Source organism: Pseudomonas sp. TNT2022 ID1044 (genome assembly GCF_028656895.1).
GTDB lineage: Bacteria > Pseudomonadota > Gammaproteobacteria > Pseudomonadales > Pseudomonadaceae > Aquipseudomonas > Aquipseudomonas reinekei.
Genome location: NZ_JAMDHB010000006.1, coordinates 164,831 through 191,783 on the forward strand (window position 1 = coordinate 164,831; position 26,953 = coordinate 191,783).

General features: G+C 59.4%; 25 protein-coding genes and 1 riboswitch. Of the genes, 10 read left to right on the top strand and 15 right to left on the bottom strand.

Annotated elements, in window-relative coordinates; genetic code table 11:
* Positions 1-41: 41 nt before the first annotated feature.
* Positions 42-779 (bottom strand): substrate-binding periplasmic protein, encoded by a 738-nt coding sequence (locus M5G20_RS09035; RefSeq protein WP_273918870.1) that lies wholly within the window; start codon positions 777-779, stop codon positions 42-44.
* A 255-nt stretch (positions 780-1,034) separates the two neighbouring features.
* Here M5G20_RS09035 and M5G20_RS09040 point away from each other — a divergent pair, with 255 nt between their 5' ends.
* Positions 1,035-1,487 carry a GNAT family N-acetyltransferase gene (locus M5G20_RS09040; protein WP_273918871.1) on the top strand — a complete coding sequence of 151 codons (453 nt, stop codon included), beginning with the start codon at positions 1,035-1,037 and terminating at the stop codon, positions 1,485-1,487.
* Between the two features lie 123 nt (positions 1,488-1,610).
* On the opposite strand, the gene M5G20_RS09045 is transcribed toward M5G20_RS09040, so the two are convergent.
* Genes M5G20_RS09045 through M5G20_RS09055 form a run of 3 tightly spaced genes read right to left on the bottom strand, consistent with a single transcriptional unit; the run spans position 1,611 to position 4,598 of the window.
* Positions 1,611-1,907 (bottom strand): winged helix-turn-helix domain-containing protein, encoded by a 297-nt coding sequence (locus M5G20_RS09045; RefSeq protein WP_150734207.1) that lies wholly within the window; start codon positions 1,905-1,907, stop codon positions 1,611-1,613.
* A 30-nt stretch (positions 1,908-1,937) separates the two neighbouring features.
* Positions 1,938-2,429, bottom strand: coding sequence for a M48 metallopeptidase family protein (locus M5G20_RS09050; RefSeq protein WP_075946513.1), 492 nt, complete (start codon positions 2,427-2,429; stop codon positions 1,938-1,940).
* 45 nt (positions 2,430-2,474) lie between these two features.
* On the bottom strand, positions 2,475-4,598 hold the full coding sequence (locus M5G20_RS09055) for a putative bifunctional diguanylate cyclase/phosphodiesterase (protein ID WP_273918874.1): 2,124 nt from the start codon (positions 4,596-4,598) through the stop codon (positions 2,475-2,477).
* A gap of 321 nt (positions 4,599-4,919) precedes the next feature.
* Between M5G20_RS09055 and M5G20_RS09060 the strand changes: the two genes are divergently transcribed.
* Positions 4,920-5,588, top strand: coding sequence for a polysaccharide lyase family 7 protein (locus M5G20_RS09060; RefSeq protein ID WP_273918875.1), 669 nt, complete (start codon positions 4,920-4,922; stop codon positions 5,586-5,588).
* A 67-nt stretch (positions 5,589-5,655) separates the two neighbouring features.
* Here M5G20_RS09060 and fba read toward each other — a convergent pair whose 3' ends face one another.
* The 6 genes from fba to tkt form a co-directional block, all read right to left on the bottom strand.
* Positions 5,656-6,720 (bottom strand): class II fructose-bisphosphate aldolase, encoded by a 1,065-nt coding sequence (gene fba / locus M5G20_RS09065; protein ID WP_007981624.1) that lies wholly within the window; start codon positions 6,718-6,720, stop codon positions 5,656-5,658.
* A gap of 250 nt (positions 6,721-6,970) precedes the next feature.
* Positions 6,971-7,303, bottom strand: coding sequence for an MliC family protein (locus M5G20_RS09070; RefSeq protein ID WP_273918876.1), 333 nt, complete (start codon positions 7,301-7,303; stop codon positions 6,971-6,973).
* Between the two features lie 56 nt (positions 7,304-7,359).
* Positions 7,360-7,581 carry a hypothetical protein gene (locus tag M5G20_RS09075; protein ID WP_273918877.1) on the bottom strand — a complete coding sequence of 74 codons (222 nt, stop codon included), beginning with the start codon at positions 7,579-7,581 and terminating at the stop codon, positions 7,360-7,362.
* Between the two features lie 34 nt (positions 7,582-7,615).
* Positions 7,616-8,779 carry a phosphoglycerate kinase gene (locus M5G20_RS09080; RefSeq protein ID WP_150734202.1) on the bottom strand — a complete coding sequence of 388 codons (1,164 nt, stop codon included), beginning with the start codon at positions 8,777-8,779 and terminating at the stop codon, positions 7,616-7,618.
* 26 nt (positions 8,780-8,805) lie between these two features.
* Entirely contained in the window at positions 8,806-9,864 is a 1,059-nt protein-coding gene (epd, locus tag M5G20_RS09085) for an erythrose-4-phosphate dehydrogenase (protein ID WP_273918878.1), read from the bottom strand.
* 176 nt (positions 9,865-10,040) lie between these two features.
* Positions 10,041-12,038 (bottom strand): transketolase, encoded by a 1,998-nt coding sequence (gene tkt, locus M5G20_RS09090; RefSeq protein WP_273918879.1) that lies wholly within the window; start codon positions 12,036-12,038, stop codon positions 10,041-10,043.
* Between the two features lie 273 nt (positions 12,039-12,311).
* Between tkt and M5G20_RS09095 the strand changes: the two genes are divergently transcribed.
* From M5G20_RS09095 to M5G20_RS09110, 4 genes are all read left to right on the top strand, one after another.
* Entirely contained in the window at positions 12,312-13,307 is a 996-nt protein-coding gene (locus M5G20_RS09095; RefSeq protein WP_273918880.1) for an ArsR/SmtB family transcription factor, read from the top strand.
* 18 nt (positions 13,308-13,325) lie between these two features.
* The gene (gene metK, locus M5G20_RS09100; RefSeq protein ID WP_273918881.1) at positions 13,326-14,516 is read left to right on the top strand and encodes a methionine adenosyltransferase; all 1,191 of its coding nucleotides are present in this window, start codon (positions 13,326-13,328) and stop codon (positions 14,514-14,516) included.
* A gap of 198 nt (positions 14,517-14,714) precedes the next feature.
* Complete coding sequence (ligB, locus tag M5G20_RS09105) at positions 14,715-16,430, top strand: NAD-dependent DNA ligase LigB (protein WP_273918882.1); 1,716 nt, start codon at positions 14,715-14,717, stop codon at positions 16,428-16,430.
* Positions 16,431-16,493: 63 nt separating this feature from the next.
* Positions 16,494-16,889 carry a DUF1090 domain-containing protein gene (locus tag M5G20_RS09110; protein WP_075946267.1) on the top strand — a complete coding sequence of 132 codons (396 nt, stop codon included), beginning with the start codon at positions 16,494-16,496 and terminating at the stop codon, positions 16,887-16,889.
* Between the two features lie 72 nt (positions 16,890-16,961).
* On the opposite strand, the gene M5G20_RS09115 is transcribed toward M5G20_RS09110, so the two are convergent.
* Positions 16,962-17,411 (bottom strand): c-type cytochrome, encoded by a 450-nt coding sequence (locus M5G20_RS09115; RefSeq protein ID WP_273918883.1) that lies wholly within the window; start codon positions 17,409-17,411, stop codon positions 16,962-16,964.
* Positions 17,412-17,539: 128 nt separating this feature from the next.
* On the opposite strand from M5G20_RS09115, the gene mltA reads away from it, so the two are divergent.
* Entirely contained in the window at positions 17,540-18,715 is a 1,176-nt protein-coding gene (gene mltA, locus M5G20_RS09120; RefSeq protein WP_273918884.1) for a murein transglycosylase A, read from the top strand.
* A gap of 72 nt (positions 18,716-18,787) precedes the next feature.
* On the opposite strand, the gene M5G20_RS09125 is transcribed toward mltA, so the two are convergent.
* A complete protein-coding gene (locus M5G20_RS09125; RefSeq protein ID WP_075946270.1) occupies positions 18,788-19,171 on the bottom strand; it encodes an MAPEG family protein in 384 nt (127 codons plus the stop codon).
* Between the two features lie 31 nt (positions 19,172-19,202).
* Entirely contained in the window at positions 19,203-20,036 is an 834-nt protein-coding gene (locus M5G20_RS09130) for an EamA family transporter (RefSeq protein WP_273918885.1), read from the bottom strand.
* Between the two features lie 193 nt (positions 20,037-20,229).
* Between M5G20_RS09130 and M5G20_RS09135 the strand changes: the two genes are divergently transcribed.
* Together M5G20_RS09135 and M5G20_RS09140 are read left to right on the top strand one after the other, a co-directional pair.
* Positions 20,230-21,399 carry an MFS transporter gene (locus M5G20_RS09135; RefSeq protein WP_273918886.1) on the top strand — a complete coding sequence of 390 codons (1,170 nt, stop codon included), beginning with the start codon at positions 20,230-20,232 and terminating at the stop codon, positions 21,397-21,399.
* Between the two features lie 249 nt (positions 21,400-21,648).
* Positions 21,649-23,649: a patatin-like phospholipase family protein gene (locus M5G20_RS09140; protein WP_273918887.1), complete on the top strand. Its 2,001-nt coding sequence runs from the start codon at positions 21,649-21,651 to the stop codon at positions 23,647-23,649.
* Between the two features lie 52 nt (positions 23,650-23,701).
* Here the strand turns inward: M5G20_RS09140 and M5G20_RS09145 are convergent, their stop codons facing one another.
* Both M5G20_RS09145 and M5G20_RS09150 read right to left on the bottom strand, forming a co-directional pair.
* Entirely contained in the window at positions 23,702-24,592 is an 891-nt protein-coding gene (locus M5G20_RS09145; RefSeq protein WP_273918888.1) for a formate/nitrite transporter family protein, read from the bottom strand.
* A gap of 72 nt (positions 24,593-24,664) precedes the next feature.
* Complete coding sequence (locus M5G20_RS09150; protein ID WP_273918889.1) at positions 24,665-25,069, bottom strand: acyl-CoA thioesterase; 405 nt, start codon at positions 25,067-25,069, stop codon at positions 24,665-24,667.
* A gap of 198 nt (positions 25,070-25,267) precedes the next feature.
* Positions 25,268-25,370: riboswitch (S-adenosyl-L-homocysteine riboswitch) on the top strand.
* A 23-nt stretch (positions 25,371-25,393) separates the two neighbouring features.
* Here M5G20_RS09150 and ahcY point away from each other — a divergent pair.
* Positions 25,394-26,803, top strand: coding sequence for an adenosylhomocysteinase (gene ahcY, locus M5G20_RS09155; protein WP_212626339.1), 1,410 nt, complete (start codon positions 25,394-25,396; stop codon positions 26,801-26,803).
* Positions 26,804-26,953: the final 150 nt, after the last annotated feature.

Here is a 26,953-nt window from a genome sequence, read left to right on the forward strand (position 1 = left end):
TGTAGGAGCTGGCTCGCCAGCGATGAGGCCTGCGGCCCCACCTACATCCCATGCTGCTTGAGCAATCGCTCATAACTCCCATCCGCCTTCATCGCCGCTATCGCCCGGTCGAAGCCGGCGACGATTTGCTCGTGCCTGGGGTTCTTCAGGCTGACCAGAATGTGCAAGCCATTCTCGCTCAGCGGCTTGGGCAGGAACTCCACGGCATTGCGCACTTTGGCGGGCTCACGGGCCAGGTAATAACGCGCGACGTATTCATCCTCCAGGGTCAGTTTGACCCTGTCGGCGGCAACCATGCGCACGGCCATCGCGAAACTGTGTACCGGGATCTTCTGCAGCGACTGATCTTCATCGAAGGCCGGTGAGTAGGCGTACCCTCGCACCACCGCAATCGGATAAGTGTGCAGTTGCTGCAGATTGTTGTATTCGATGGGCGCGTCTTTGCGCTTGAGAAAGCGCACGCGGTTGACCAGGTATTCACTGGAGAATTTTCCCAGTTTCGTGCGCTCGTCGGTGTACCAGGCGTTGATCAGCACGTCGTATCGACCCTCGCTCACGCCCAGCAGGGCGCGCGCCCAAGGCACCTGTTCGAAGTCACTGGTATAACCGGCCCGCGCCAGTGCGGTGCTGACAATGTCCGTGGCCAAACCGCCATTGACCAATGTCGCGTCGGTAAACGGCGGCCAGGCGTCAGCCACCAGCCGCAGCTTTTCTGCTGCCGCACTGTGAGTCAGCAACAGCAATCCGATCAAAGCAAAGGCTCGATGCAATCGCGGCATGCTTGAAAATCCTTAGCGGGCGGCTACCCGACGTGTTTTCAGCCAAAACCCCAAGACCCGGTTACAGCACAAACAGGCACTAAACGGTAGCTCATTGAAGCCACTGCGCATCGCTTGATTCCAGATTACACAAAGAAGACAACGCCGCGCCAAATGAATGATGGCATTTTGGTCTTTGTCACAGATTTCTCTGCCATAAAGACATCCAGCGCCCAGGCGCTTAGTATCGAAGAGACGTTTTCAGGAAATCACAACATGACAATCAATTGGGTCTGCAAACACCACAGTGATCTGGGCAAAGAACAGCTGTATGCCATTTTGCAGCTGCGCAGCGAGGTGTTCGTCGTCGAGCAAAAGTGCATTTATCAGGACATCGATGGCCAGGATCTGGAAGGCGATACCTGCCATCTGATGGCGTGGGACGACGATCGCCTCGTGGCGTACCTGCGCTTGCTCGACCCTGAGCTACAGGGCGGCGATGTGGTGATCGGCCGGGTGATCATTGCACCACCGGCACGGGGCACCGGGCTCGGCCATGAGCTGATGGCTCAGGCATTGAAGCAGACCGAAAAACGCTGGCCGGACATGCCGGTGTATCTCTCGGCGCAGGCGCATTTACAGGGGTATTACGGGCGGTACGGGTTTGTGGCGGCGGGGGATGAGTATGTCGAGGATGGCATTCCACACATTGGCATGCGGCGCTCCTGAGGGCGCCATCGCGGGCAAGCCAGCTCCCACAGTGATCGCGGGCGTGTCGCAAATCTGCAACCCGCCTCGGAACCTGTGGGAGCGGGCTTGCCCGCGATAGCGTCAGCACTGGCAGCGAGAAACTCAGGGATACTCCAACACGTTTTTTATCTGCCGCAAATTACGCTCGATCCACCCCCGATCAATCGCCCCCCAGTCGCGAATCCGGTAGCGGCCGGCATGGTTGCGCGCGCCTTCTTCCTGCTCGAATTCGCAAACGATATCCAGGTCGGCCAGCGCTGCGAGGGTGTCCTGGGCAGTGCGCCGGGGCATGCCGGTGACCTCGGTCAGCGCCGGAACACTGCTGGCCAGTCCGCTATCGATCAGGTACGCCACGTACAAGCGGCGGTAGAAGCTGCTCTTGGTCTTGCTTACGTCCATCCCTGTGCCTCTTGTTATTCGGAAGATCTTTTATTGCATGTCCCGCCACGTCAGGTACACCCGCACATCAAACTCCACCTGGTGATACCCCGGCAGCATGTGTTCGCACAGTTTGTAGAATGCCTTGTTGTGATCGGACTCTTTGAAGTGCGCCAACTCGTGCACCACGATCATCTTCAGAAAGTCCGAAGGCGCTTCCTTGAACAGTGAAGCGATGCGGATTTCCTTTTTCGCCTTGAGCTTGCCGCCCTGCACCCGGGAGATGGTGGTGTGCAATCCAAGGGCGCGGTGCGTCAGGTCCAGGCGGTTGTCGAACAGCACCTTGTCGATGGCCGGGGCGTTGCGCAGGTATTCCTGCTTGAGATCCAGCGCGTAGGTGTACAGCGCTTTGTCGCTCTGCACGCCGTGCTGATCGGGATAGCGCTTGCTCAAGTACTCGCCCAGCCGACCTTCGGCGATCAGCTGGCGCACTTGGTCCTGCAAGGAAGCGGGATAGGCCTGGAGGTATTTCAACGCAGTCATCGCAGCGGCAACACAGATCATGAACAGGTCGCCAGTGTAGCGAATTCAACCGGTCAACGCGCTCCAGTCGAACGGCTGCGCGAAGTGGCCGATGTCTTCGGCCATCATCGGACGCGCCACCAGGAAGCCCTGCACATACTCGCAGCCATTGGCTTGCAGCCACTGATATTGCGCGACGGTTTCCACCCCTTCGGCGATCACCAGCATCCCGTACTGTTTGCATAACTCGATCACATTGCGCACCAGCGCCGCGTCCCGTGAAGACTCGGGCAGGCGAGCGATCAAATGCCGGTCAAACTTGAGCGTGTCCAGTTCCAGGTCGCGTAAATGGGACAGTGAACACGGGCCGGAACCGAAATCATCCAGCGCTACCCTGACCCCGAGATTACGCAGCAAACGCAGCTGTTTACGGGTCTCTTCGGGGTTGAGCGTCAAGGCTTCTTCCGTCACTTCGACTTCCAGGTGACGCGGCTGCAAACCATGACGCTCCAACACCTGACGCAATTCGGTGACCAGGTTAGGCATGGCGAACTGCGTGCTGCTCAAGCTGACGCCCAGCACCAGATCTTCGGCAAACAGGGCCTCCCAGGCTTTGCGCTGGCCGGCACTGCGTTGATAAATCCAGCTGCCCAAGCGACTGATCAACCGCGCCTCTTCCAGCAACGGCAAAAACAGCCCCGGCGGCACGTCGCCGACGCTCGGATGCTGCCAGCGCAAGAGTGCTTCAAAGCCGCGAATCCGCCCGTCGGCAATGGCCACCTGGGGCTGATAAACCAGGTTGAAATCACGGTTTTCGATAGCCTCGCGCACGCTTTCTTCAAGCATCAGCCGTGAGCGGGCCCGGCCATTCATTTCATGATCGTAAAAACGATACTGCTGGCGACCGGCACGCTTGGCTTCGTACATCGCGATGTCCGAAGCCCGCAGCAAGCCGTCCAGATTGGCACCGCAATCCGGGAACGTGGCAATGCCGATGCTCGCGCCCAGCGCGATATCCAGACCGTCGATCTGCTGGCAGATCGATACGCGCTCAATCAGCTTCTCGGCAATCTTGGCCGCTTGCTCGGGGAACTCCAGATCCAGCAACGCGGTGAATTCGTCGCCGCCCATGCGCGCCAGAATGTCAAAGGGCCGCAAGCAGGCCTTCAACTGCTCGGAGACCCAGCGCAACACCCGATCACCGGCATCGTGGCCGAGGGAATCATTGACCCGTTTGAAACCATCGAGATCCAGGTACATCAAGACCCAGGCGCTGTCGGTTCGCTCGCCACGCAACAGCAGGTTCTCCACGGTCTGGTAGAAACCCCGGCGGTTGAGCAACCCGGTCAGCGGATCGGTCACCGCCTGGAACTCAAGTTGCTGGTGCAAGTGGCGCACCACCGACATGTCCAGCACGGTGACCACCATCGCATGCTGCTCGGCAGACAATGGCGCGCAAGACAATGCCACCGGCACCTGTTGGCCGGGGGCGGTTCGCAACAACGCGTCGTGCAGGCGCAATGTCTCACCGCGTTTGTAGCCGGCCAGCAAGTCCGAATCGGCCCACACCGGAATGTGCGGCTTTTGCAGGTAATCCAGAAACTCCTTGCCTTGCAGCTCCTGCACCGTGGCACTGAGCAGGCGCGACATCGCCGGGTTGGCGAAGCGGATCAGACCGTCCTCGTCCACCACCAGAATGCCTTCGGCGGCGTTGTCCAGCACCGAGGCATTGAAGGCGCGCGCGACCTCCAGATCGTGGCTCAGGCGCTGCAAGGCACGGCGATTGCGCTGGTGCTCCAGCAACGCCTGGACCTTGGGCTTGAGAATCTGCGGGTCGAACGGTTTGAACAGGTAATCCACGGCGCCACTGGCATAGCCCTTGATCACCGCGTCCTGGGACTGTTCGTTGGCGGTCAGGAAAATAATCGGCGTCAGCCGTGTCCGTTGGCTGCCACGCATCAGCCGCGCGACTTCGAAGCCGTCCATGCCCGGCATCTGCACATCCAGCAGCACCAGGTCGATATCGTGTTCAAGCAACAGACTGAGCGCCTCGAAACCCGAAGCCGCGGTGATGACGTGCCAGTCCTGGCGCTGCAACAACGCGCGCATGCTGATCAGGTTTTCAGGGTAATCGTCGACGATTAATAACGTTGAGTTGCCTTCAATTGGCGGGGGGTGCGCGCATTCCATGCTGCTTCTCTATTCGGGACGTCAGGCCGGTTTCTCGTGAAAACCGGACAAATACTGTGCCTTCACTCTAGACCGGGATCAACAAAATCAGAAGCTGTCAGTACGCCATCACCTAACTAAAGGGTTAATTCGCCGACTAACGGTCGCCTCTGCAGGCCGCTAAAACCGGGAAAGATGGCCTTTTAACAGGATTTTGACGCCATCCATTTGTCGGCCAGCCATTAACAAAGCGGCCACCCACGCTTATAAAGACCGCCCTCAAAGGCGCGTGCTAGAGCTTCTGGCACGTGCGTGCAGCACAATCCGTGGAAGCTATTTTTTATGATCGACCTCGCAACCTGGAACCTCAGCGTTCCCGTCGGCAGCCCGCCCTACACTGTTGTAACCTCCAAACTGGTGAACGGCTTCAAGGATCAATACTTCCATTCAGATACCGGCGTGCTGTTTTTCTGGTCGCCAGTGACCGGCTCCAAAACCGAAAACGCAATCTACCCACGCACTGAACTGCGCGAAACCTACAGCAACGGCACGCTGCGCAACTGGTATTACCCGGATGCCGACAACTTGCTGCGCGCCACCCTCACGGTGAACCAGGTGCCGAGCTCCGGCAAGATCGTCATTGGCCAGATTCACGCGTACAACAGCCAGAAACCGATGGTCAAACTCGAATACCAATACAAAACCAGCAGCGAAACCGGCAACCTCGTCATTAAAGTCAGAATGCACCCAACCGACTCCGAAAGCCGGGTCATCACCCTCGCCACCGGCGTAAAGCTCAATCGTGAATTCAACTACCTCATTCACTTGAGCCCCGGCGGCGCGCTCGGCGTCAGTGGAGCGGGCTACCAGTGGGACACCAAAATCAGCGCTACCTGGCGGGACAAACCGCTGTATTTCAAGGCCGGGGCGTATGTGCAGGACAACACCGGATACACCAGTGAAGGCGGGAAAGTGACATTTAGCAAGCTGGATATCGATCACAATAAATAGGCAGACCTGCGCCCACAAAAAAACCCGCCTCTCGGCGGGTTTTTCATGCAATTCAAACGCTGAAGTCTTAGTTGACCTTGGCGTTCAACTCACCTTTCAGATAACGCTGATACATGCCTTCCAGGGAGATCGCCTTGATCTTCGAAGCGTTGCCGGCGGTGCCGAAGGCTTCGTAGCGAGCGATGCACACGTCGCGCATGGCGGTAACGGTGGCGCCGAAGAATTTACGTGGATCGAATTCGCTCGGGTTGGTGGCCATCAGGCGACGCATTGCGCCAGTGGACGCCAGACGCAGGTCGGTGTCGATGTTGACCTTGCGCACGCCGTGCTTGATGCCTTCGACGATTTCTTCAACCGGCACGCCGTAGGTTTCTTTGATGTCGCCGCCGTACTGGTTGATGATCGCCAGCCACTCTTGTGGTACCGAAGACGAGCCGTGCATCACCAGGTGAGTGTTCGGAATGCGCTTGTGGATCTCTTTGATGCGATCGATCGCCAGCACGTCGCCGGTAGGCGGCTTGGTGAACTTGTAGGCACCGTGGCTGGTGCCGATGGCGATGGCCAGGGCATCGACCTGGGTGCGCTTCACGAAGTCGGCGGCTTCTTCCGGGTCGGTCAGCATCTGGCTGTGATCCAGAACGCCTTCGGCGCCGATGCCGTCTTCTTCACCGGCCATGCCGGTTTCCAGCGAACCCAGGCAGCCCAGCTCGCCTTCTACCGAAACGCCGCAGGCGTGAGCCATGGCTACGGTTTGCTGGGTAACGCGGACGTTGTAGTCGTAGTCGGTCGGGGTCTTGCCGTCTTCGCCCAGGGAACCATCCATCATCACCGAGCTGAAGCCCAGTTGAATGGAGCGCTGGCAGACGTCAGGGCTGGTGCCGTGGTCCTGGTGCATGCACACCGGGATGTGCGGGAATTCTTCGATGGCTGCCAGGATCAGGTGGCGCAGGAAGGGCGCGCCGGCGTATTTGCGAGCACCGGCCGAAGCCTGGACGATCACCGGGGAGTCAGTCTTGTCAGCGGCTTCCATGATGGCGCGCATCTGCTCAAGGTTGTTGACGTTGAAAGCTGGAACGCCGTAGCCGAACTCGGCTGCGTGGTCCAACATCTGGCGCATGCTGATAAGTGCCATTGTGTGTGTCTCTCCCGGTTGAGGGTCGTTAATCGTGCCAGCCTGCCGGAGCGGCGGCGGCTATTCAAGTTATTGCAGATCGGGGGTTAAACCCGGGCTGCGAATCCGGTGGTGCAAAATCTCAAGAACAACGCAGGTCCCCGTGGGAGCGAGCCTGCTCGCGAAAGCAATCTTGCGGCCAACATTGCAGCGCCAGTCAGACCGCTATCGCGAGCAGGCTCGCTCCCACATCAGGCCTGCGGTGTGTCAATCACTGCGCTTTACAGCCACGCCCAATCAAATCATTGGTGGCGACCCAGTAAACCAGGCCTTCCTCACCCTTTATGTGAAACGCCAGCATGTTGTCGCTGTACAGCGAACCCGACGCGCCCGGCTCTTCCTTCAGGCGATAGACCTGATCGGCGCCACCCAGGCGTACATCGACTTGCGTGCGGCTGTCATCGGTATAACGCCAGAGCACTTTGGCCTGACTGTCGCAGGTCCACGTGGTCCAGTTATCCGCCAGGGCGGACGACTGGAACGGGTTCAAGTTGGCGCATCCTGCCAGCAGTGCCAGCGCCGCAACGGCGATAAAACCTTTCATCCGTGTTCCTTGGCTGACGGCGCACGCCAACAGCCCTGAGTAAAGAGTCAGACCCGTCAAGGACAACCATGTTCCTTGGCGGGGGTCTGTGTCTCGTATTTGTCCAGACCATCAGGCCCTGAGCGCTTGTTGAGCACCGGATTGGTTTCCGCCTGCCAGTCGGCCTGGTAGCAACCGTTCTGGGGCGCAGTCGGCGCAGGCTCCGGGGTGGCTGTCGGGTTACTCCCGCAAGCCGCCAGCGAACCCGCGACGATCAACAACGCTAACGACTTGACCATAAAAACACTCCCTTGCCTGGTCAAACGGGCGGCCTCAGGCCTTGGCCCGGCTTTCCAGGACTTCAACGGCTGGCAACACTTTGCCTTCGACGAATTCGAGGAACGCGCCGCCGCCGGTAGAAATGTAGGAGATCTGCTCGGCAACGCCATACTTATCGATGGCTGCCAGCGTGTCGCCGCCGCCAGCGATGGAGAACGCCGCGCTGTCGGCAATGGCCTGGGCCAACACTTTGGTGCCGTTACCGAACTGGTCGAATTCGAACACGCCGACCGGGCCGTTCCACAGGATGGTTTTCGACGATTTCAGCAGCTCGGCGAAGTGGGCAGCGGTCTGCGGGCCGATGTCGAGGATCATGTCGTCGGCAGCGACGTCAGCGATCAGTTTGACGGTCGCTGCTGCGCTTTCGGCGAATTCCTTGGCAACCACCACGTCCACCGGCAATGGCACGCTGACTTTGGCGGCGATGGCGCGAGCGGTGTCCAGCAGGTCCGGCTCGTACAGCGATTTGCCGACCGGGTGACCGGCAGCGGCCAGGAAAGTGTTGGCAATGCCGCCGCCGACGATCAACTGGTTGCAGATCTGGCTCAGGCTGTTCAGCACGTCGAGTTTGGTCGAGACCTTGGAACCGGCAACAATGGCGGCCATAGGCTGGGCAGGGGCGCCGAGGGCCTTGCCCAGTGCGTCCAGCTCGGCCGCCAGCAGCGGACCGGCCGCGGCGACTTTGGCGAACTTGGCCACGCCGTGGGTCGAACCCTCGGCACGGTGAGCGGTGCCGAAAGCGTCCATCACGAATACGTCGCACAGGGCGGCGTATTGCTTGGCCAGGTCGTCGGCGTTCTTCTTCTCGCCTTTGTTGAAGCGCACGTTTTCAAACAGCACGATGTCGCCGGCCTTGACGTCAACACCGCCCAGGTAATCGGTCACCAGCGGCACTTCACGGCCCAGGGCCTTGCTCAGGTAGTCGGCGACTGGCTTGAGGCTGTTCTCGGCCGAGAACTCGCCTTCGGTCGGACGGCCAAGGTGCGAGCAGACCATCACGGCCGCGCCTTTTTCCAGGGCCAGCTTGATGGTCGGCAGCGAAGCCAGGATTCGCGCATCGCTGGTGACAACACCGTCCTTGACTGGGACGTTGAGGTCTTCGCGGATCAATACGCGCTTACCTTGCAGATCGAGGTCGGACATCTTCAACACGGTCATGGGTCGCATTTCCTGAGTAGCTGATCTTAGAGAGCAGGTTTTTTTGAAGTCGCTGTTTGCAGATAGTGATCTGCAACGTCCAGCATTCGGTTGGCAAAACCCCATTCGTTGTCGAACCAGGCCAGGATGTTCACCAGCCTTGGGCCGGAAACACGGGTCTGACTGGCGTCGACGATCGCCGAATGTGGGTCGTGGTTGAAATCACAGCTTGCATGGGGAAGCTCGGTATAGGCCAACAGGCCTTTGAGCGGGCCGCTGGTAGCCGCCTCGCGCAGGATCCGGTTGACCTCGGTGGCGTCGGTGTCGCTCACCGTCTGCATCGTCATGTCGAGGCAGGACACGTTGACCGTCGGCACACGTACCGCTTTGGCCTGAATTCGTCCGGCAAGTTCCGGCAACAGGCGCTCGATGCCGCGCGCCAGACCAGTGGACACCGGAATCACCGACTGAAACGCCGAGCGGGTACGGCGCAGGTCTTCGTGGTGATAGGCATCGATCACCGGCTGATCGTTCATCGCCGAGTGGATGGTGGTGATTGACACGTACTCCAGGCCAATCGCCTGATCCAGCAGACGCAACAGCGGCACGCCGCAATTGGTGGTGCAGGACGCGTTGGACACCAGCAGCTCGTCGCCGGTCAGGCAATCCTGGTTCACGCCATAGACGATGGTGGCGTCGACATCCGCCTCGCTGGCCATCGGCTGGGAAAACAGCACCCGTGGCGCGCCGGCGTCGAGGAAGCGCTGGCCGTCTTCACGGGTGTGATAAGCGCCGGAGCACTCCAGCACCAGATCGACGTCCAACGACGCCCAATCGATGCCTTCGGGGGTGGCACTGCGCAGGACCTTCACGCAGTCGCCATTAATATGCAGACAATCGCCGTCGACCTTCACTTCCCCGGGGAAACGCCCGTGAGTGGAGTCGAAGCGTGTCAGGTATTCGATGCTGGCCATGTCGGCCAGATCGTTGATCGCGACAATTTCAAACCCGGCCGACGAGCCTCGCTCGAACAACGCACGCAAGACGCAACGACCAATCCGGCCGTAGCCGTTGAGTGCAACTTTGTAGGGACGCGGTTGAGGCATGGGGTTCTCGATTACCGTGGTGAATCCGATAGTGCAGCATCGCCTGAACTACCGCTATCGCGGGCAAGCCCGCTCCCACAGGTTTTCTGGTGTTCACAAGATCTGTGTTCACTGGAGATTCCTGTGGGAGCTGGCTTGCCAGCGATGGCGTCAGATCAGACGACACATCTTCTGGATCAGTCTTCCAGCAGCTCTTCAGCCTGACCCAAAATGTTTTCCAGGGTGAAGCCGAACTCTTCGAACAAGGCAGGCGCAGGCGCCGACTCGCCGTAGGTGGTCATGCCGATGACGCGACCTTCCAGGCCCACGTACTTGTACCAGTAGTCCGCGTGAGCGGCTTCGATGGCGATACGGGCGCTGACCTGCAACGGCAGAACCGATTGCTTGTAGCCGGCGTCCTGGGCATCGAACACGCTGGTGCACGGCATGGAAACCACACGCACGTTGCGGCCTTGCTCGGTCAGCTTGTCGAAAGCCTGAACAGCCAGACCCACTTCCGAACCGGTGGCAATCAGGATCAGCTCAGGCTCGCCTGGGCAGTCCTTCAACACATAACCACCGCGGCTGATGTCTGCAATTTGCAGGGCGCTGCGGGTTTGATGCTGCAGGTTCTGGCGCGAGAAGATCAAGGCCGAAGGACCGTCCTTGCGCTCCAGCGCGTTTTTCCAGGCCACGGCCGATTCAACGGCATCAGCTGGACGCCAGGTGTCGAGGTTCGGCGTGCAGCGCAGGCTGGCCAGTTGCTCGATTGGCTGGTGAGTCGGGCCGTCTTCGCCCAGACCGATGGAGTCGTGGGTGTAGACGTGGATCACACGCTGCTTCATCAGGGCCGACATGCGCACCGCGTTGCGAGCGTATTCCATGAACATCAGGAAGGTCGCGCCGTAAGGCACCAGGCCGCCGTGCAGGGCAACGCCGTTCATGATCGCGGTCATGCCGAATTCGCGCACGCCGTAATACATGTAGTTGCCGCTGGCGTCTTCGGCGGTGACACCTTTGCAACCTTTCCACAGGGTCAGGTTGGAACCGGCCAGGTCAGCCGAACCGCCAAGGAACTCAGGCAGCAGCGGGCCGAACGCGTTCAGGGCGTTCTGGCTGGCTTTACGGCTGGCGATGGTTTCGCCCTTGGCCGCGACTTCGGCGATGTAGGCATCAGCCTTCTCGGAGAAGTCGGCCGGCAGTTCGCCGCTCAGGCGACGCACCAGTTCGTTGGCTTCGCTCGGGAAGGCGGCGGAGTAGGCAGCGAAACGCTGGTCCCACTCGGCTTCGACCGCGCGGCCGGCTTCCTTGGCGTCCCACTCGGCGTAGATGTCGGCCGGGATTTCGAACGGGCCGTGGTTCCACTTCAGCGCAGCGCGGGTCAGGGCGATTTCCGCGTCACCCAGTGGGGCGCCGTGGCAGTCTTCCTTGCCTTGCTTGTTCGGCGAACCGAAGCCGATGGTGGTTTTGCAGCAGATCAGGGTCGGCTGCTCGCTTTTGCGCGCAGTCTCGATCGCGGTCTTGATCTCTTCCGGGTCGTGACCGTCGACGTTGCGGATCACTTGCCAGTTGTAGGACTCAAAGCGCTTCGGCGTGTCATCGGTGAACCAGCCCTCGACTTCGCCGTCGATGGAAATGCCGTTGTCATCGTAGAAGGCAATCAGTTTGCCCAGGCCCAAAGTACCGGCCAGAGAAGCAACTTCGTGGGAAATGCCTTCCATCATGCAGCCATCACCCAGGAACACGTAGGTGTGGTGATCGACGATGTTGTGGCCAGGACGGTTGAACTGCGCCGCCAGGACTTTTTCAGCCAGGGCAAAACCCACGGCGTTGGCCAGGCCCTGGCCCAGCGGGCCGGTGGTGGTTTCAACGCCCGGGGTGTAACCGAGCTCCGGGTGACCCGGGGTGCGGCTGTGCAGCTGGCGGAACTGCTTCAGGTCTTCGATCGACAGGTCGTAGCCGGTCAGGTGCAGCAGCGAATAGATCAACATCGAGCCGTGACCGTTGGACAGCACGAAGCGGTCACGGTCAGCGAACGATGGATTGCTCGGGTTGTGCTTGAGGTAGTCGCGCCAAAGCACTTCGGCGATATCTGCCATACCCATAGGGGCACCGGGATGGCCGCTGTTGGCTTTTTGCACGGCATCCATGCTGAGGGCACGAATGGCGTTGGCACGCTCACGACGGCTAGGCATCGCTGTTCTCCTGCGGGTTCTGAATCGAGAGTGATAAAAATGAAACGGAAAAAAGGCGAGCATTTTCCCTCACACGGACGCCTCGGGGCAATGACAGATAGTCATCTGGAGGCGTTTTTCCATTGGATTACCAGGGTTTCGCGTGGTGAAACCTTTCCGCCGCTCGTTTGTTGACTGACGCTAACGTTAAGAAGTGCCATCTATCGTGCAATATCAAAACTTTTTGATATTGCTCTTGCGATGCGTCCAGTGCGTGACTAGACTGCCGGCCTTATGAATTTACGCATGCCTTCCATTCGACATGACGATTGCGATGAGCTGGCGGCCCTGTGCAAGGCCGGCGGCGATCCTCTACGCCTGAATGTTTTGCGCGCGCTGGCCAACGATTCGTTTGGCGTACTGGAACTGGCTCAAATCTTCGGCATTGGCCAGTCAGGCATGAGTCACCACCTCAAGGTACTGGCCCAGGCCGACCTGGTGGCGACCCGCCGTGAAGGCAACGCGATTTTTTACCGTCGCGCCCTGCCCCACACCGAGCTGCTGGGCGGCAAATTGCACGCAGCCTTGCTCGAAGAAGTGGATGAGCTGAGTTTGCCGATCGAAGTGCAGGCACGGATCGCCCAGGTACACGGGCAACGGGCTGCGGCCAGCCAGGACTTTTTCGCCCGGGTTGCGGAGAAATTTCGCGCCCAGCAAGACTTGATCGCCGGCCTGCCGCAGTACCGCGACAGCGTGCTGGCGTTGCTCGACAAGCTGGGTTTCGGTGAAGCCAGCACGGCCATCGAAGTCGGCCCCGGTGACGGTGCATTTCTACCGGAACTGTCGAGTCGCTTCTCCCAGGTCACCGCTGTGGATAACAGCCCGGCGATGCTTGAGCTGGCACGCGAGGTCTGTGAGCGCGAATCGCTGACGAACGTCAGCCTGCAACTCGCCGATGCTTTGAACGGCGTCAGCCTCAAGGCTGATTGCGTTGTATTGAACATGGTGCTGCACCATTTTGCCGCACCGGCCGATGCGCTCAAGCACATGGCCAAATTGCTGCAACCAGGCGGCAGCCTGTTAGTAACAGAGTTATGTAGCCACAACCAGAGTTGGGCCAAGGAGGCCTGCGGTGATCTCTGGCTGGGGTTTGAACAGGACGATCTGGCCCGCTGGGCCACCGCTGCGGGACTCGTTCCCGGGGAAAGCCTGTATGTAGGCTTACGTAATGGTTTCCAGATTCAGGTCCGCCATTTTCAGCGACCGCCTGGCGACACTCACCATCGGTAAATTCAGGAAAACATCGAGATGAGCGAATACTCCCTTTTCACCTCCGAGTCCGTGTCTGAAGGGCATCCGGACAAAATCGCCGACCAGATTTCTGATGCGGTGCTGGACGCCATCATTGCTGAAGACAAGTTCGCCCGTGTGGCGTGCGAGACTCTGGTGAAAACGGGCGTTGCCATCATCGCCGGCGAAGTCACCACCACGGCCTGGGTTGACCTGGAGCAGATCGTTCGTGACGTGATCACCGACATCGGCTACAACAGCTCCGACGTTGGCTTCGACGGCGCGACCTGCGGCGTGATGAACATCATTGGCAAGCAGTCCCCTGACATCAACCAGGGTGTCGACCGTGCCAAGCCTGAAGATCAGGGCGCCGGCGACCAGGGCCTGATGTTCGGCTACGCCAGCAACGAAACCGACGTGCTGATGCCGGCACCGATCACCTTCTCGCACCAGCTTGTTCAAAGGCAAGCCGAAGCCCGCAAATCCGGCCTGCTGCCATGGCTGCGTCCGGATGCCAAGTCGCAAGTGACCTGCCGTTACGAAGGCGGCAAGGTAGTCGGTATCGACGCCGTTGTTCTGTCGACCCAGCACAACCCGGACGTGTCGTACAACGACCTGCGCGAAGGCGTGATGGAGCTGATCGTCAAGCACGTGCTGCCTGCCGAACTGCTGTCCAAGGACACCCAGTTCCACATCAACCCGACTGGCCAGTTCATCATCGGTGGCCCGGTGGGCGACTGCGGCCTGACCGGTCGCAAGATCATTGTCGACAGCTACGGCGGCATGGCTCGCCATGGTGGCGGCGCGTTCTCCGGTAAGGATCCATCGAAGGTTGACCGTTCGGCCGCCTACGCCGGTCGTTACGTGGCCAAGAACATCGTTGCTGCCGGCCTGGCCGAGCGCTGCGAGATCCAGGTTTCCTACGCGATCGGTGTTGCTCAGCCGACTTCGATCTCGTTGAACACCTTCGGTACCGGCAAGATCAGCGACGAAAAGATCGTCAAACTGGTCCGCGAAGTGTTTGACCTGCGTCCATACGCGATCACCACCATGCTCGACCTGCTGCACCCGATGTACCAGGAAACCGCTGCGTACGGCCACTTCGGTCGCACCCCGGCTACCAAGACTGTGGGTGACGACACCTTCACCACGTTCACCTGGGAAAAAACCGACCGCGCCGACGACCTGCGCTCCGCAGCCGGCCTGTAAGTCTTCCCTGGCGGTAGCAATAGCCCCGCACGGCTCGCCGTGCGGGGCTTTTTTGTCGGTGGCCACAGAGGAGCGACGGGCCGCGCTCAGACGATCTTCCGACCTTCCAGTATCGAAACACACTGAAAAACACCCGCCCGGGCAACCTCGCAAATCCTTCCTAATCTTCAGGCATCTCATTGAGCAAGGAAGCTCACGATGCCTTTTGACCTGCGCCTGTTTTTCATTTTTTTACTGGGTTTTGCCAGCTTGAGTGCGGGCGCCGCCCAATGCCCCGACTGGCTCCCCGATCGTGTCTCAAACGAAATCACCGCACTGCAAAAGCAAATAGACCTCTGGGACGACAACTATCACCGCCAAGGTCGCTCCCTGGTCGCCGACGAACTCTACGATCAGTCCCGTGCACGGCTCAATGAATGGCGCCAGTGCTTCAATGTGAGCGCCACCGCAAACCCGCTACGCACTGCGCGCGGCACGCTCGCGCACCCCGTCGCCCATACCGGCCTGGACAAATTGAGCGATGCGCAAGCTGTCGAAAACTGGCTGCGCGGCCGTACGGATGTCTGGGCACAACCCAAAGTGGACGGCGTGGCAGTGACCCTGATTTATCGCCAGGGCTTGCTGACCCAGGCCATCAGTCGCGGCGACGGCACCCAGGGCCAGGACTGGACCTCATCAGCACGCCAGATGCCCGCTATCCCCCAACAACTACCCCAACCGCTGGACCTGTTGGTGCAAGGCGAACTCTACTGGCGCCTGACCGATCACGTGCAGTCCCGGGCCGGCAGCCTCAACGCACGCGCCACGGTCGCCGGCTTGATGGCTCGCAAACGGTTGAGCGCCGAACAAGCCGCCAGAGTCGGCCTGTTTGTCTGGGAGTGGCCTGAAGGCCCTGCGCACTTGCCGGATCGCATCGCCAAGCTCCATGAGCTGGGCTTTGCGGATACCGCGGTTTTTAACCAGGCGATCGACGCCTTCTCCGCCGCCGAACGCTGGCGTGAGCGCTGGTACCGCTCGCCCCTGCCCTTTGCCAGCGACGGAATCGTCTTGCGCCAGGGCAAACGTCCCTCTGCCGAGCGTTGGCAGGCCAAACCGCCTGACTGGAGCGTCGCCTGGAAATATCCCTTCGCCCAGGCCCTGGCCGAGGTACGCAAAGTGAGCTTCAAGATTGGCCGGACCGGGCGGATCACCCCCGTACTGGAGCTTTCGCCGGTAATGCTTGATGACCGACAAATCCAGCGCGTCAGCGTGAGTTCTTTGCAACGCTGGCAGGCAATGGACATCCGCCCCGGGGATCAGGTCGCCATCAGCCTGGCCGGCCTGACCATACCGAGGCTCGACCGTGTGGTAATACGCAGCAGCGAACGGGCGGAAGTCCTCGTGCCGCAGGTGCAGGACTTTCATTCATTGAGTTGCTGGCTGCCGTCACCAGGCTGTGAGCAACAATTTCTCGCACGCCTCACCTGGCTCAGCAGCAAACAGGGTCTGGCCCTGCCCCACGTCGGTCCCGGTACATGGGAAAAACTTCTTGCAACAGGTCGCCTGAACAGTCTTCTGGATTGGTTGACCCTTGATGTTCAAGAGCTTGCTAACATTGATGGTTTCGGCGAGCGCAGTGCTGCTCGACTGATGAACAGTTTTCACGCTGCCCGGCAAAGACCATTCGCCCGCTGGCTGAAAGCCTTGGGGCTACCGCCTACAGGGCAGGCGCAGCTGGGCGGGTCATGGCAGGCACTGGCACAACGAGACATTCAACAATGGCAGGCCGAACCGGGCATCGGCCCGGGGCGCGCGGCGCAGTTAAGTGCATTTTTCCGCGACCCGCAGGTCCTGGCTTTGAGCGCAACACTGGGTGAGGCAGGCATTGACGGGTTCAAGCAACCGCCGACACCCGCCGAACCGGGAACCCAATAGTACCGATGGGCTCAAACAAGCCGTCGCCGCATCGACAAGATTGCCTTTTCACATGGAGTTTTTATGAAATTTCTTTCACCGCTGGCCCTGTTGACCCTTTGCAGCGTAATGGCCGCGCCATTGATGGCCGCCGAAGACGCGCCAGGCCTGACCGGCTGCGCGGCCAAGAAACAAGGCATCATCAACCAGATCGAGCTGGCCAAATCCCACGGCAATGCCGACCAGCAGGCCGGCCTGGAAAAAGCCCTCAGCGAAGTCACTGCCCACTGCACCGACGCCTCGCTGAAAAAGGAACGGGAAAACAAGGTGCTCGAAGCCAAGCACGAAGTCAGCCAGCGTCAGGCCGACCTCGACAAGGCCATGAAAAAAGGCGACCCCGAGAAGATCAACAAGCGTAAGGACAAACTCGCCGAGTCCCGCAAGGAGTTGCAGGAAGCCGTGGACGAGCTGGATAAGTAAGACGCTCCGGGCTGATGGCGTGAAGCGCATTGTGTGGCGAGGGAGCAAGCTCCCTCGCCACAATTGTGTCAATCAATGATCCCGAAACTCTTTATGGCAGGCACTACAGGCGTCTTCGACCCTTTGCACCGCCGGCCCCAGGTTACTGGCCTTGTAGGGCTGGACCTTGCTGGCAATCACCAGTTCACCGGTGGCGGCTTCGAGGGTGCGAGCCATTTCCTGAAAGCGGGCCTGTTTTTCCCAGACATCGCTCGTAGCGCTGGTATGGTCTTCTTCACGCACTTGTGGAAAGTGCTTCCACGGCTCATGGGACAACGCGTCGAGCTTCACCGCGCCGTCCGCGAATTTCGCCCCGTCGAATGGAATACGGCCACGCAGCATGCCACCCAGGTCTTCGCCGGTCTTGAGCATTTGCTTGAAAATGGCCTTGCGCTGACCCAGCGGCGAATTGGGGTCGACACCGCCACAAGCGGACAACGTCAGGCAGGCCAGCAATACAACAGAAAGTCTTTTAAGAGTCATGGTGGCTTCAGGTCACAGGAAACGGCGGCCAGTATCCCCGCGTCCTCGGCAAACACCAATAGCCCTATTATCAATACGGGTTGTATGAGCGCATGGAGCTCTCAGGCAACCGGCAAAGGAATCACTCCATGAACAGCCGTTTCAAGGCATGGCGCCACAGTTTGACCTGGACCCTGCCGATGGTGGCCCTGCTCGCAGGCTGCACCGGTGGCGACAAGCAACAACCGAAAACCCATGCGTTGGCCACTTACTCCAGTGCCACATGGGAAGCCTTGCCGGCAGTGTCCGACAGCGACCTCGTCGCCGGTTTCGGTTCGTGGCGCAGCGCGTGCAACCGGCTCAAGGCGGATCCGGTGTGGGGCGGCACCTGCGCGGCGGCCGCCAATGTGCCGCAAACCGCCAGTGAGATTCGCGGCTTTCTCAAGCAGAACCTCGATGTCTACGGCCTGCGCGCTGCCAATGACAATCCCAACGGTTTGATCACCGGTTACTACGAACCGGTCTACCCCGGCAGCCTGACCCAAACCAGCGTTGCCAATGTGCCGGTGTATGGCGTCCCGGAAGACATGATCATCGTGTCCCTCGACAGCATTTACCCGGAACTCAAAGGCAAGCGACTGCGCGGTCGACTCGAAGGCCGCGTACTCAAACCGTACGACGATGCCGCGACAATCGAATCCCAAGGGGTCAAGGCTCCCGTAGTGGCCTGGCTGACCGATCCGATGAACCTGCAATTCCTGCAAATCCAGGGTTCCGGTCGCATCCAGCTCGACAGTGGTCGTCAACTGCGCATCGCTTACGCCGACCAGAACGGCCACCCGTATCGCCCCATCGGCCGCTGGCTGGTGGAGCAAGGCGAGCTGAAGAAAGAAGACGTGACCATGGGCGCGATCAGCGACTGGGCGAAAGCCAATCCTTCACGCATCCCGGAACTGCTCGGCAGCAACCCGAGCTACGTGTTCTTCACCCGTAATCCGGACAGCAATGAAGGCCCGCGCGGCTCGCTCAACGTACCGCTGACGGCTGGCTACAGCGCCGCAGTGGATCGCAAAGTGATTCCGCTGGGCAGCCTGCTGTGGTTATCCACCACCAAGCCGGACGGCACTGCGCTGGTTCGGCCGGTGGCGGCACAGGACACCGGCGGTGCGATTGCCGGCGAAGTGCGTGCGGACCTGTTCTGGGGCACTGGCGAGGCCGCCGGGCAACTGGCTGGGGACATGAAGCAACAGGGGCAGATCTGGATGCTGTGGCCAAAGGGCGCGGCGTTGCCACAAGTGCCGCAGGTCCCGGATGCAGAAAAATAACCCGTGAACCCGTGAGATCTGCAGGAGCCGGCAAGCCGGCTCCTATGGGTCTACGTTTTCAGCGCCGCTCTTTCAGACCGACACCACAAAAAAGCTGACGATCAAGCCCATCCCCACAAACCACACCAACGAGCGCAAAATCGCCCAGTCCGCCAGATAGCAAATGATGTACAACAGCCGACTGGTGATGAACAGCACCGCCAACACATTGATCGTCACCAATTCCGCATTGCCCACCAGGTGCGCAACGATCACTGCCGCCGCGAACGCCGGAGTCACTTCAAAACTGTTCAGTTGCGCCGCATGCGCGCGCCGGGCCAAACCATTGAGTGACTCGAGAAAATCCCGGGGGTCATGGTTGTCACTCAGACGATACCCGCCACTGGCCTTGGCGATGCCCGTGCAGATGTAGGGCAGGAAAATCGCGATCAAAATGCACCACAGAGCAACATTCATTAAACAGTCCCTTTTTCACGTTTCAGAGTGGTCAGAATTTCATGACCAATATGCCGATCAACACCAGCCCACAAGCTAAGAGGCGCGGTCCGCCAAAAGGTTCTTTCAGGTAGCGCATGCCAAACAGCACGACCAGTATCACGCTGATCTCGCGCAGCGCCGCCGCTTCTGCAATCGACCCCAACTGCATGGCCCACAGCACCAGAGCGTAGCTGAACAACACGCAAAAACCGACAGCCAACCCCAGCCGCCACTGCTCGCGCCAGAACAACCTGAACGCCGGCCGTTTCCGCACCCAGGCCAACAAGGGAAACGGCCAGGCGCTGAGCAGAGTCACCCAGACCAGGTAATCCAGCGGGTGTGACCAACGCCGCAGCGCCTGCCCGTCGATGAAGGTGTAACAACCGATGCACAGGCCGATCAACACCACCACCGGCAGCATCGACCACGGCAGACGGGCACCGCCGCCGCCCTGCCAAAGCAGGCACAGCATGCCGAGCGGGATCAACAGGATCCCGAAGATCTGCTGGTTGGTCAGCACCTCACCCGCAAAGATCAGCGTCAGCGCCAGCACCACCAGGGGTGACAGCCCGCGCATCAGCGGATAGACCAGCCCGAGGTCACCGACCCGATACGCCTGGATAAGTAAATAGCGGTAGAGCAACTCAAATGCCGCCGAGGCCAGAATCCACGGCCAGATATCCAGCGGCGGCAACGCCACGAACGGCAACATCACCACGACAAACAACAGAGCCACGCTGTCCATGCAGGCCACGACCAACAGTCGTTCGGCACTGAATTTGATCAGGGTATTCCACGCCGCGTGCAACAGCGCCGCCACCAACACCAAAGCCGTCGCAAGCACGGCACACTCCTTTTTGGTAGAGAATTGATTCGCCATATGTCAGTGGCTGTTTATACTGCAAGCGACCACGCCACACTCAGCCGCACACAGACCAATTCCAATAAAAACTGCCTTGGCCTGTTCTCATCGAGAACAGCCCCCGGCATGCGTATGCCTGATCAAAGCGTCAAGACTACCGACAGAGACCTTGCGCATGCCACTCGCTTTGCTTGCCCTCGCTGTTGCCGCGTTCGGCATCGGCACCACTGAATTCGTCATCATGGGCCTGCTCCCCGATGTCGCCCGCGACCTGGCCGTGAGCATTCCCCACGCCGGGCTGCTGATCACCGGCTACGCCCTGGGCGTAGTGTTCGGCGCGCCTATCCTCGCGGTCGGCACCGCCAACATGCCACGCAAAGCCACGCTGCTGGGCATGACGCTGATGTTCATTCTCGGCAACATGCTCTGCGCCCTGGCACCGAATTACGCCACGCTGATGGCCGCCAGGGTGGTGACGGCGCTGTGTCATGGAGCGTTCTTCGGCATTGGTTCGGTTGTCGCCGCCGGCCTGGTCGCACCGAACAAACGCGCCCAGGCGATTGCCATGATGTTCACCGGCCTGACTCTCGCCAATGTACTGGGCGTCCCCCTGGGGACCGCACTTGGGCAATACGCCGGCTGGCGCTCGACGTTCTGGGCGGTGTCGGTCATCGGTGTCATCGCCGCCATTGCACAATGGGTCTGGTTGCCGAAAAACATCGCGATGGACAAAGCCAATCTCGCCAGCGAATTCAAAGTGCTGGGCAAGGCCAACGTGCTGTTGGCCCTGGGCATGAGCGTATTGGCTTCGACCAGCCTGTTCAGCGTGTTCACCTACATCGCGCCGATCCTCCAGGACATCACCGGCGTCAGTCCCCATGGCGTGACGATCATGCTGCTGTTGTTCGGCGTGGGCCTGACCGCGGGCAGCATGCTCGGCGGACGCTTGGCTGACAGTCGCCTGTTGCCTTCACTGGTCGGCATGGCCTTGGCCGTGGTGGTGGTCCTGGCCGCGTTCAGCCAGACCAGCCATTCGGTTGTCCCGGCAGCGATCACGCTGGTGCTATGGGGCATTTTCGCGTTCGCCCTGTGCCCGATCCTGCAACTGCTGATCATCGATCAAGCCCATGAAGCACCGAACCTTGGCTCGACGCTGAACCAAAGCGCCTTCAACCTCGGCAATGCGGCGGGCGCCTGGATTGGCGGATTGGTCGTAGCCAGCGGCGCAGACCTCGCGGACCTGCCCTGGACCGGCGCCCTGGTCAGCGGCCTGACCGTGCTGACGGCCCTGTTTTTCATTTATCTGCAACGGCGCAATGCCGCTGTGCCAGAAATGGTCGGTTAAATCGCGACGAGAAAACCGGAATGAAAGACCCGGCCAATTCGGACGCGAGTCGTATGAAGTTTCCTCTGCCCCTTACACCGCGCTTTTGATGCCCGGCTGAAAGACCCACTCCAGGGCCTTTCAGCCTTGCCCCGCCACTTCCCGACGCGGTTTCAGCCATGTGTCTCAACTCATTTCACCACGCACCCGAGCGTCCTCGAGTCTCCTAAAGTACGACTACCGCAATCGTTCTCAAAGGAAGAGGCATCCATGATCAATTTCAACACGGCAATGCCCACACCCCGCTCTTCAGCCATCCAGGGAGGTCGCACACCGACAGCACCGAACCCCAGTGATTGGAGTGATTTCAAGCGGGATAACATTCGAATCGGCCAAGGCAGTTCTGAAATACTGGTGCAATCCCTGGGCGACCGGGAGCTGACGATCCGGCAGTTTTCAGATGGGGTGGTCGAAATGGACCTCAAGCGCCCCGCCATCGAACACCTGGTACTTAGCGGCGGCGGTGCAAAGGGCGTGGCGTTCGCAGGGATGGTCAAAGCAATGGAAGATCATGGGGCGCTGGGCAAAGTAAAAAGCATTTCCGGCTCATCGGCCGGCGCTATTTCGGCAGCTTTTCTGGCCAGCGGCATGACTCACGCAGACTTCGACAAGATGTCGGACGAGACTAACCTCGTAGCGCTGCTCGACAGTCACAACAAGATTCTGGGACCGATACAGCAAGTCAGTTCAGCGATTGGCAAAGGCATCGCCAAGATCCCGGGAAAGACTGGCAACATAGGACGACTGTTGTTCGATCTGATGCCTCGTCTTCAGTCCAAAGCCGCACCATTGGAAGAACTGCTTCACGAGAAAATGGTGGAGTCGGTTCAGTCGCGCTTCAAACAGGCCTCTGGCGACCCACAACGACAGCTTTCGCAGCAAAGCAGAGACTGCGTAGAACACATAAAAACCAATGGCTATGTGACATTCGGTGATCTGGCGACACTGAGCAAGGAGATGCCGGAAATCAAACTACTGCATATCACCGGAACCGCCATGCTCGACGGCCGGCCACAAATGGTGGTGTTCAACGCCAGCCTGACTCCGGAGATGGACGTGGCCCGCGCCGCCCATATTTCAGGCTCGCTGCCCGTTGTCTTCCAGCAGCCTTCGGAACAGGGATTGCCCTTCCAGACTGACGCAGAGCTGACCGCCTTCCAGGACGGCGGAATCATGCTCAACACCCCGGTCGTGGACCTTTACGAATTGCAATTTCCGATGAGCTCGATTCCCGAACACGATCAGTTGATTCTCAAGTTCGAGAGCGGCAATGGCGGCACAAAAAAAGATCGTGGAACACTGGGCTCGAACATCACCGATAGATTCGTCGGTGTGAACTACGCGGCGCGGGACGCACTAGAAGCGAGCGGCATTAAAGCCTTTGATAAGCAAACAGTCATCGTTCCATTGAAGACAACAGAAGGAGACTTTACGACGACGTTAAACGGCACCGTCAACTTCAGCATGCCGCTGGAACACAAGAACCACTTGCAGCAAAAACTGGAAGGTGCGGTGGGTGAACACCTGCGGCGCCGTGAGAGCAGCGAAACCTACACGTTCAATTCAATCGGCGGCGCCCTGCTCGCCCTCGATGACCGATTATTCGACGCGGCGGCGAATGAGCTGCAAAACGATCCGGGTTGCGCAGAAGTCATCCAGTTCCGCCAAGCGGCTCATCAGACATTGGCCGAGTTGACCCAGGCCCTGATCGAAGCGAAAGCCACCGGCTCCGACAAGCTCGACCTTACTGCTCCACTGAAAGTTGCCATCGACCGTCTTGATCAACTCGCCGACAGGTCGGGGAAAATTGAATGGCTGGCAAATAAACTAAACCATGGAAACGCTGCAGATTACATGGAGCTGCTACAAACCGTTAAACGCATGGATGCCCGGCTGGCAGGCCCCAAATCCGTGGTGATGACTCGGGCGATCGAGGAAATGGGCGTGCGTGATATCAAGACCAAGGCCGAAAACTTCATCCGTGAAGTGATCTATCCCTCTCTATACCGTCATGGCCAGCCTGATTCGAACGTCAAGCTGTTAAACAAGGCAATACTCGAATTACGCGAGTCGACGAATCCCGCGGGCTTTAACGCTGTACTCAATCGGATTGCTGATCAATATATCTCGCGCAGCCTTCTGAGTTCGTCGGGTCCATTCAACTCGACCACGATCACTCAAGCACGGGCATGGCTGATTCCCGCTCAGTAAACGTAACGCCGGACCGAGTCGGGCGAGCAACCACCTATTGTCTCGCTCGATTTTACCGTCCATTGGTTTTATTGGCAGAGTCCGGGCCGGTCTTGCCGCCATCGTCTTTCGGTGCACCGCTTTCACTGCGAATCTGCGCATGACTGATCAACGCGAAGATAAAGCTGCCACCCACAATGTTCCCCGCCAGTGTCGGCCCGGCAAACACCAGCCAAAAATCTTTCCACGGCAGCTCACCGGCAAACACCAGATAACCGACCTCCAGCGAACCGACCACGATGTGCGTGAAATCCCCTAAGGCCATGAGATAGGTGATGAGGATGATGATCCACATCTTGGCACTCTCCATGGACGGGATCATCCAGACCATGGTCGCGATCATCCAGCCTGAGATGATGCCCTTGGCGAACATCTGACTGACGTCGTTTTCCATGACCTTGCGACCGATGTCGAGAAAGGCTACGTCGGTCTTGCTGTCGAAAATAGGCAACTCCAGCATGACGTAAGCCACCAACAAGGTGCCGCAGAGGTTGCCCACCAGAACCACCGCCCACAGCCGCAGCAAGCGACCGAAGTTTCCAGGCGTGGGCTTGCTCATGATCGGCAGCACGGCGGTCAGGGTGTTTTCGGTGAAGAGTTGCTGACGCGCAAGAATCACCGCGAGAAATCCGGCGCAATAGCCGAAACTGGCGATCACCTTGAACCCTTCGCCGTCCGGCAGTCGAGAGTTGAGCAAACCCATGCCCATCAACGAAAGCCCCATGGTCAGACCGGCGGCCAATGCCGACCACCAAAGTGCAGCGACGCTTCGCTCCAGTTCCTGATCGCCCTGGGTACGGATGATTTCGTGCAACACCGCCGCGCGTGGCGGCTGGTTTTTTTCGACCTCGTGCTGTTCTTTAGCCGAGAGGTCGGGGGTCTTGCCGTCTTTTTTAGTGTCCATGGGATTCCTGAACCGCTGGTGTGCGATGTAGTTACGACCCGCGCGGCTCAGATTCCGTTCGTCAACTTCAAATTATTCGACGGCGCCTTCATCCTTGAACTGGTCTTTGACGTACTTGATCTCAGTCCGGCCGTGCGGCGCTGGCAGCCCGTCCTCCCCCAGGTTGACGAAGACAATCTTCTCCACCGTCAGGATGCTTTTGCGGCTGATCTTGTTCCTCACTTCGCACTTGAGGGTGATCGAGGTGCGACCGAACTCGGTGGCGGTGATGCCCAGCTCGATGATGTCGCCCTGGCGCGAGGCGCTGACGAAGTTGATTTCGGAAATGTACTTGGTCACCACACGCTGGTTACCCAACTGGACGATGGCGTAGATCGCCGCTTCTTCGTCGAGCCAGCGCAACAGGCTGCCACCGAACAGCGTACCGTTGGGGTTGAGGTCTTCGGGTTTAACCCATTTGCGGGTGTGGAAATTCATGGTCACTCCTGAGCGTCTTGCCGAATGATGCTGACCATCATGGCAGAGCCCGACCTAGAGCTCTATCAGGCATCGCCTATGGCCTCGATTACCGTTCGGACATTGACCAACAGAAAGGCTTTGGAAGATCAGCATAGCCCGCTATAATCGCCTCCGTTTCAAAACGGTAACGATCCATTGATACCGTTTTCCCGCCACCTGTCCGAGGGGCGCTGCAGCAGGCTAGACCTGTCAGGCTCGGATGGGGCGTTGCCCGACCTTCCATGGCCGGACACTAAACGCACAACGGCGCCCATTCGCATACATTACGAATGGAGGCTCTTCATGAGCGCTGTTATCACGCCTGCAGATTTTAACGACTACAAAGTTGCCGACATGTCCCTGGCTGCCTGGGGCCGTCGCGAAACCATCATCGCCGAATCCGAAATGCCGGCACTGATGGGTCTGCGTAGCAAGTATTCCGCCGAGCAGCCACTCAAGGGCGCGAAGATCCTCGGCTGCATCCACATGACCATTCAGACTGCCGTGCTGATCGAAACCCTGGTTGCCCTGGGTGCCGAAGTACGCTGGTCGTCCTGCAACATTTTCTCGACTCAAGACCAGGCTGCTGCTGCCATCGCCGCTGCCGGTATCCCGGTTTTCGCCTGGAAAGGTGAAACCGAAGAAGAATACGAGTGGTGCCTGGAGCAAACCATCCTCAAAGATGGCGCGCCTTGGGATGCCAACATGATTCTCGACGACGGCGGCGACCTGACCGAGCTGCTGCACAAGAAATACCCGCAGGTTCTGGATCGCGTCCACGGCGTGACCGAAGAAACCACCACCGGCGTACACCGCCTGCTGGACATGCTGGCCAAGGGCGAGCTGAAAATCCCGGCCATCAACGTCAACGACTCGGTCACCAAGAGCAAGAACGACAACAAGTACGGCTGCCGTCACAGCCTGAACGATGCGATCAAGCGCGGTACTGACCACCTGCTGTCCGGCAAGCAAGCACTGGTCATCGGTTACGGCGACGTGGGCAAGGGCTCCGCTCAGTCCCTGCGTCAGGAAGGCATGATCGTTAAAGTCTCCGAAGTCGACCCGATCTGCGCCATGCAAGCCTGCATGGACGGTTTCGAAGTGGTATCGCCGTTCATCGACGGTATCAACAACGGCACCGAAGCCAGCATCGACAAAGCACTGCTGGGCAAGATCGACCTGATCGTGACCACCACCGGCAACGTCAATGTTTGCGACTCGAACATGCTCAAAGCCCTGAAGAAGCGCGCTGTTGTCTGCAACATCGGCCACTTCGACAACGAAATCGACACCGCTTTCATGCGCAAGAACTGGGCATGGGAAGAAGTCAAGCCACAGGTTCACAAGATCCACCGTACCGGCGCTGGCGCATTCGATGCCCAGAACGACGACTACCTGATCCTGCTGGCTGAAGGCCGTCTGGTTAACCTGGGCAACGCCACTGGCCACCCGAGCCGCATCATGGACGGTTCGTTCGCCAACCAGGTTCTGGCACAGATCTTCCTGTTCGGCCAGAAGTACGCCGACCTGTCGCCAGCCCAGAAAGCCGAGCGTCTGACCGTTGAAGTACTGCCGAAAAAACTCGACGAAGAAGTGGCCCTGGAAATGGTCCGTGGCTTCGGCGGCGTCGTGACTCAACTGACCAAGACCCAGGCCGACTACATCGGCGTGACCGTCGAAGGTCCGTTCAAGCCGCACGCTTACCGCTACTGATTCGCGGACCGGGGATGCGGTGTTCTGATACACCGCGTCGCCTGTTTCGCCAGCGAGCCGGCTCCTGCAAGGGAGCGGTCGTATGCGAATAACCCATACGACGTCAATCTTGTAGGAGCCGGCTTGCTGGCAATTGCGGACAACATGGCC

Excerpts from the sequence above, each read along its gene's own strand:
- M5G20_RS09035 (WP_273918870.1), bottom strand. The coding sequence starts at position 779 with ATGCCGCGATTGCATCGAGCCTTTGCTTTGATCGGATTGCTGTTGCTG.
- M5G20_RS09040 (WP_273918871.1), top strand. The coding sequence starts at position 1,035 with ATGACAATCAATTGGGTCTGCAAACACCACAGTGATCTGGGCAAAGAA.
- M5G20_RS09045 (WP_150734207.1), bottom strand. The coding sequence starts at position 1,907 with ATGGACGTAAGCAAGACCAAGAGCAGCTTCTACCGCCGCTTGTACGTG.
- M5G20_RS09050 (WP_075946513.1), bottom strand. The coding sequence starts at position 2,429 with ATGACTGCGTTGAAATACCTCCAGGCCTATCCCGCTTCCTTGCAGGAC.
- M5G20_RS09055 (WP_273918874.1), bottom strand. The coding sequence starts at position 4,598 with ATGGAATGCGCGCACCCCCCGCCAATTGAAGGCAACTCAACGTTATTA.
- M5G20_RS09060 (WP_273918875.1), top strand. The coding sequence starts at position 4,920 with ATGATCGACCTCGCAACCTGGAACCTCAGCGTTCCCGTCGGCAGCCCG.
- fba (WP_007981624.1), bottom strand. The coding sequence starts at position 6,720 with ATGGCACTTATCAGCATGCGCCAGATGTTGGACCACGCAGCCGAGTTC.
- M5G20_RS09070 (WP_273918876.1), bottom strand. The coding sequence starts at position 7,303 with ATGAAAGGTTTTATCGCCGTTGCGGCGCTGGCACTGCTGGCAGGATGC.
- M5G20_RS09075 (WP_273918877.1), bottom strand. The coding sequence starts at position 7,581 with ATGGTCAAGTCGTTAGCGTTGTTGATCGTCGCGGGTTCGCTGGCGGCT.
- M5G20_RS09080 (WP_150734202.1), bottom strand. The coding sequence starts at position 8,779 with ATGACCGTGTTGAAGATGTCCGACCTCGATCTGCAAGGTAAGCGCGTA.
- epd (WP_273918878.1), bottom strand. The coding sequence starts at position 9,864 with ATGCCTCAACCGCGTCCCTACAAAGTTGCACTCAACGGCTACGGCCGG.
- tkt (WP_273918879.1), bottom strand. The coding sequence starts at position 12,038 with ATGCCTAGCCGTCGTGAGCGTGCCAACGCCATTCGTGCCCTCAGCATG.
- M5G20_RS09095 (WP_273918880.1), top strand. The coding sequence starts at position 12,312 with ATGAATTTACGCATGCCTTCCATTCGACATGACGATTGCGATGAGCTG.
- metK (WP_273918881.1), top strand. The coding sequence starts at position 13,326 with ATGAGCGAATACTCCCTTTTCACCTCCGAGTCCGTGTCTGAAGGGCAT.
- ligB (WP_273918882.1), top strand. The coding sequence starts at position 14,715 with ATGCCTTTTGACCTGCGCCTGTTTTTCATTTTTTTACTGGGTTTTGCC.
- M5G20_RS09110 (WP_075946267.1), top strand. The coding sequence starts at position 16,494 with ATGAAATTTCTTTCACCGCTGGCCCTGTTGACCCTTTGCAGCGTAATG.
- M5G20_RS09115 (WP_273918883.1), bottom strand. The coding sequence starts at position 17,411 with ATGACTCTTAAAAGACTTTCTGTTGTATTGCTGGCCTGCCTGACGTTG.
- mltA (WP_273918884.1), top strand. The coding sequence starts at position 17,540 with ATGAACAGCCGTTTCAAGGCATGGCGCCACAGTTTGACCTGGACCCTG.
- M5G20_RS09125 (WP_075946270.1), bottom strand. The coding sequence starts at position 19,171 with ATGAATGTTGCTCTGTGGTGCATTTTGATCGCGATTTTCCTGCCCTAC.
- M5G20_RS09135 (WP_273918886.1), top strand. The coding sequence starts at position 20,230 with ATGCCACTCGCTTTGCTTGCCCTCGCTGTTGCCGCGTTCGGCATCGGC.
- M5G20_RS09140 (WP_273918887.1), top strand. The coding sequence starts at position 21,649 with ATGATCAATTTCAACACGGCAATGCCCACACCCCGCTCTTCAGCCATC.
- M5G20_RS09145 (WP_273918888.1), bottom strand. The coding sequence starts at position 24,592 with ATGGACACTAAAAAAGACGGCAAGACCCCCGACCTCTCGGCTAAAGAA.
- M5G20_RS09150 (WP_273918889.1), bottom strand. The coding sequence starts at position 25,069 with ATGAATTTCCACACCCGCAAATGGGTTAAACCCGAAGACCTCAACCCC.
- ahcY (WP_212626339.1), top strand. The coding sequence starts at position 25,394 with ATGAGCGCTGTTATCACGCCTGCAGATTTTAACGACTACAAAGTTGCC.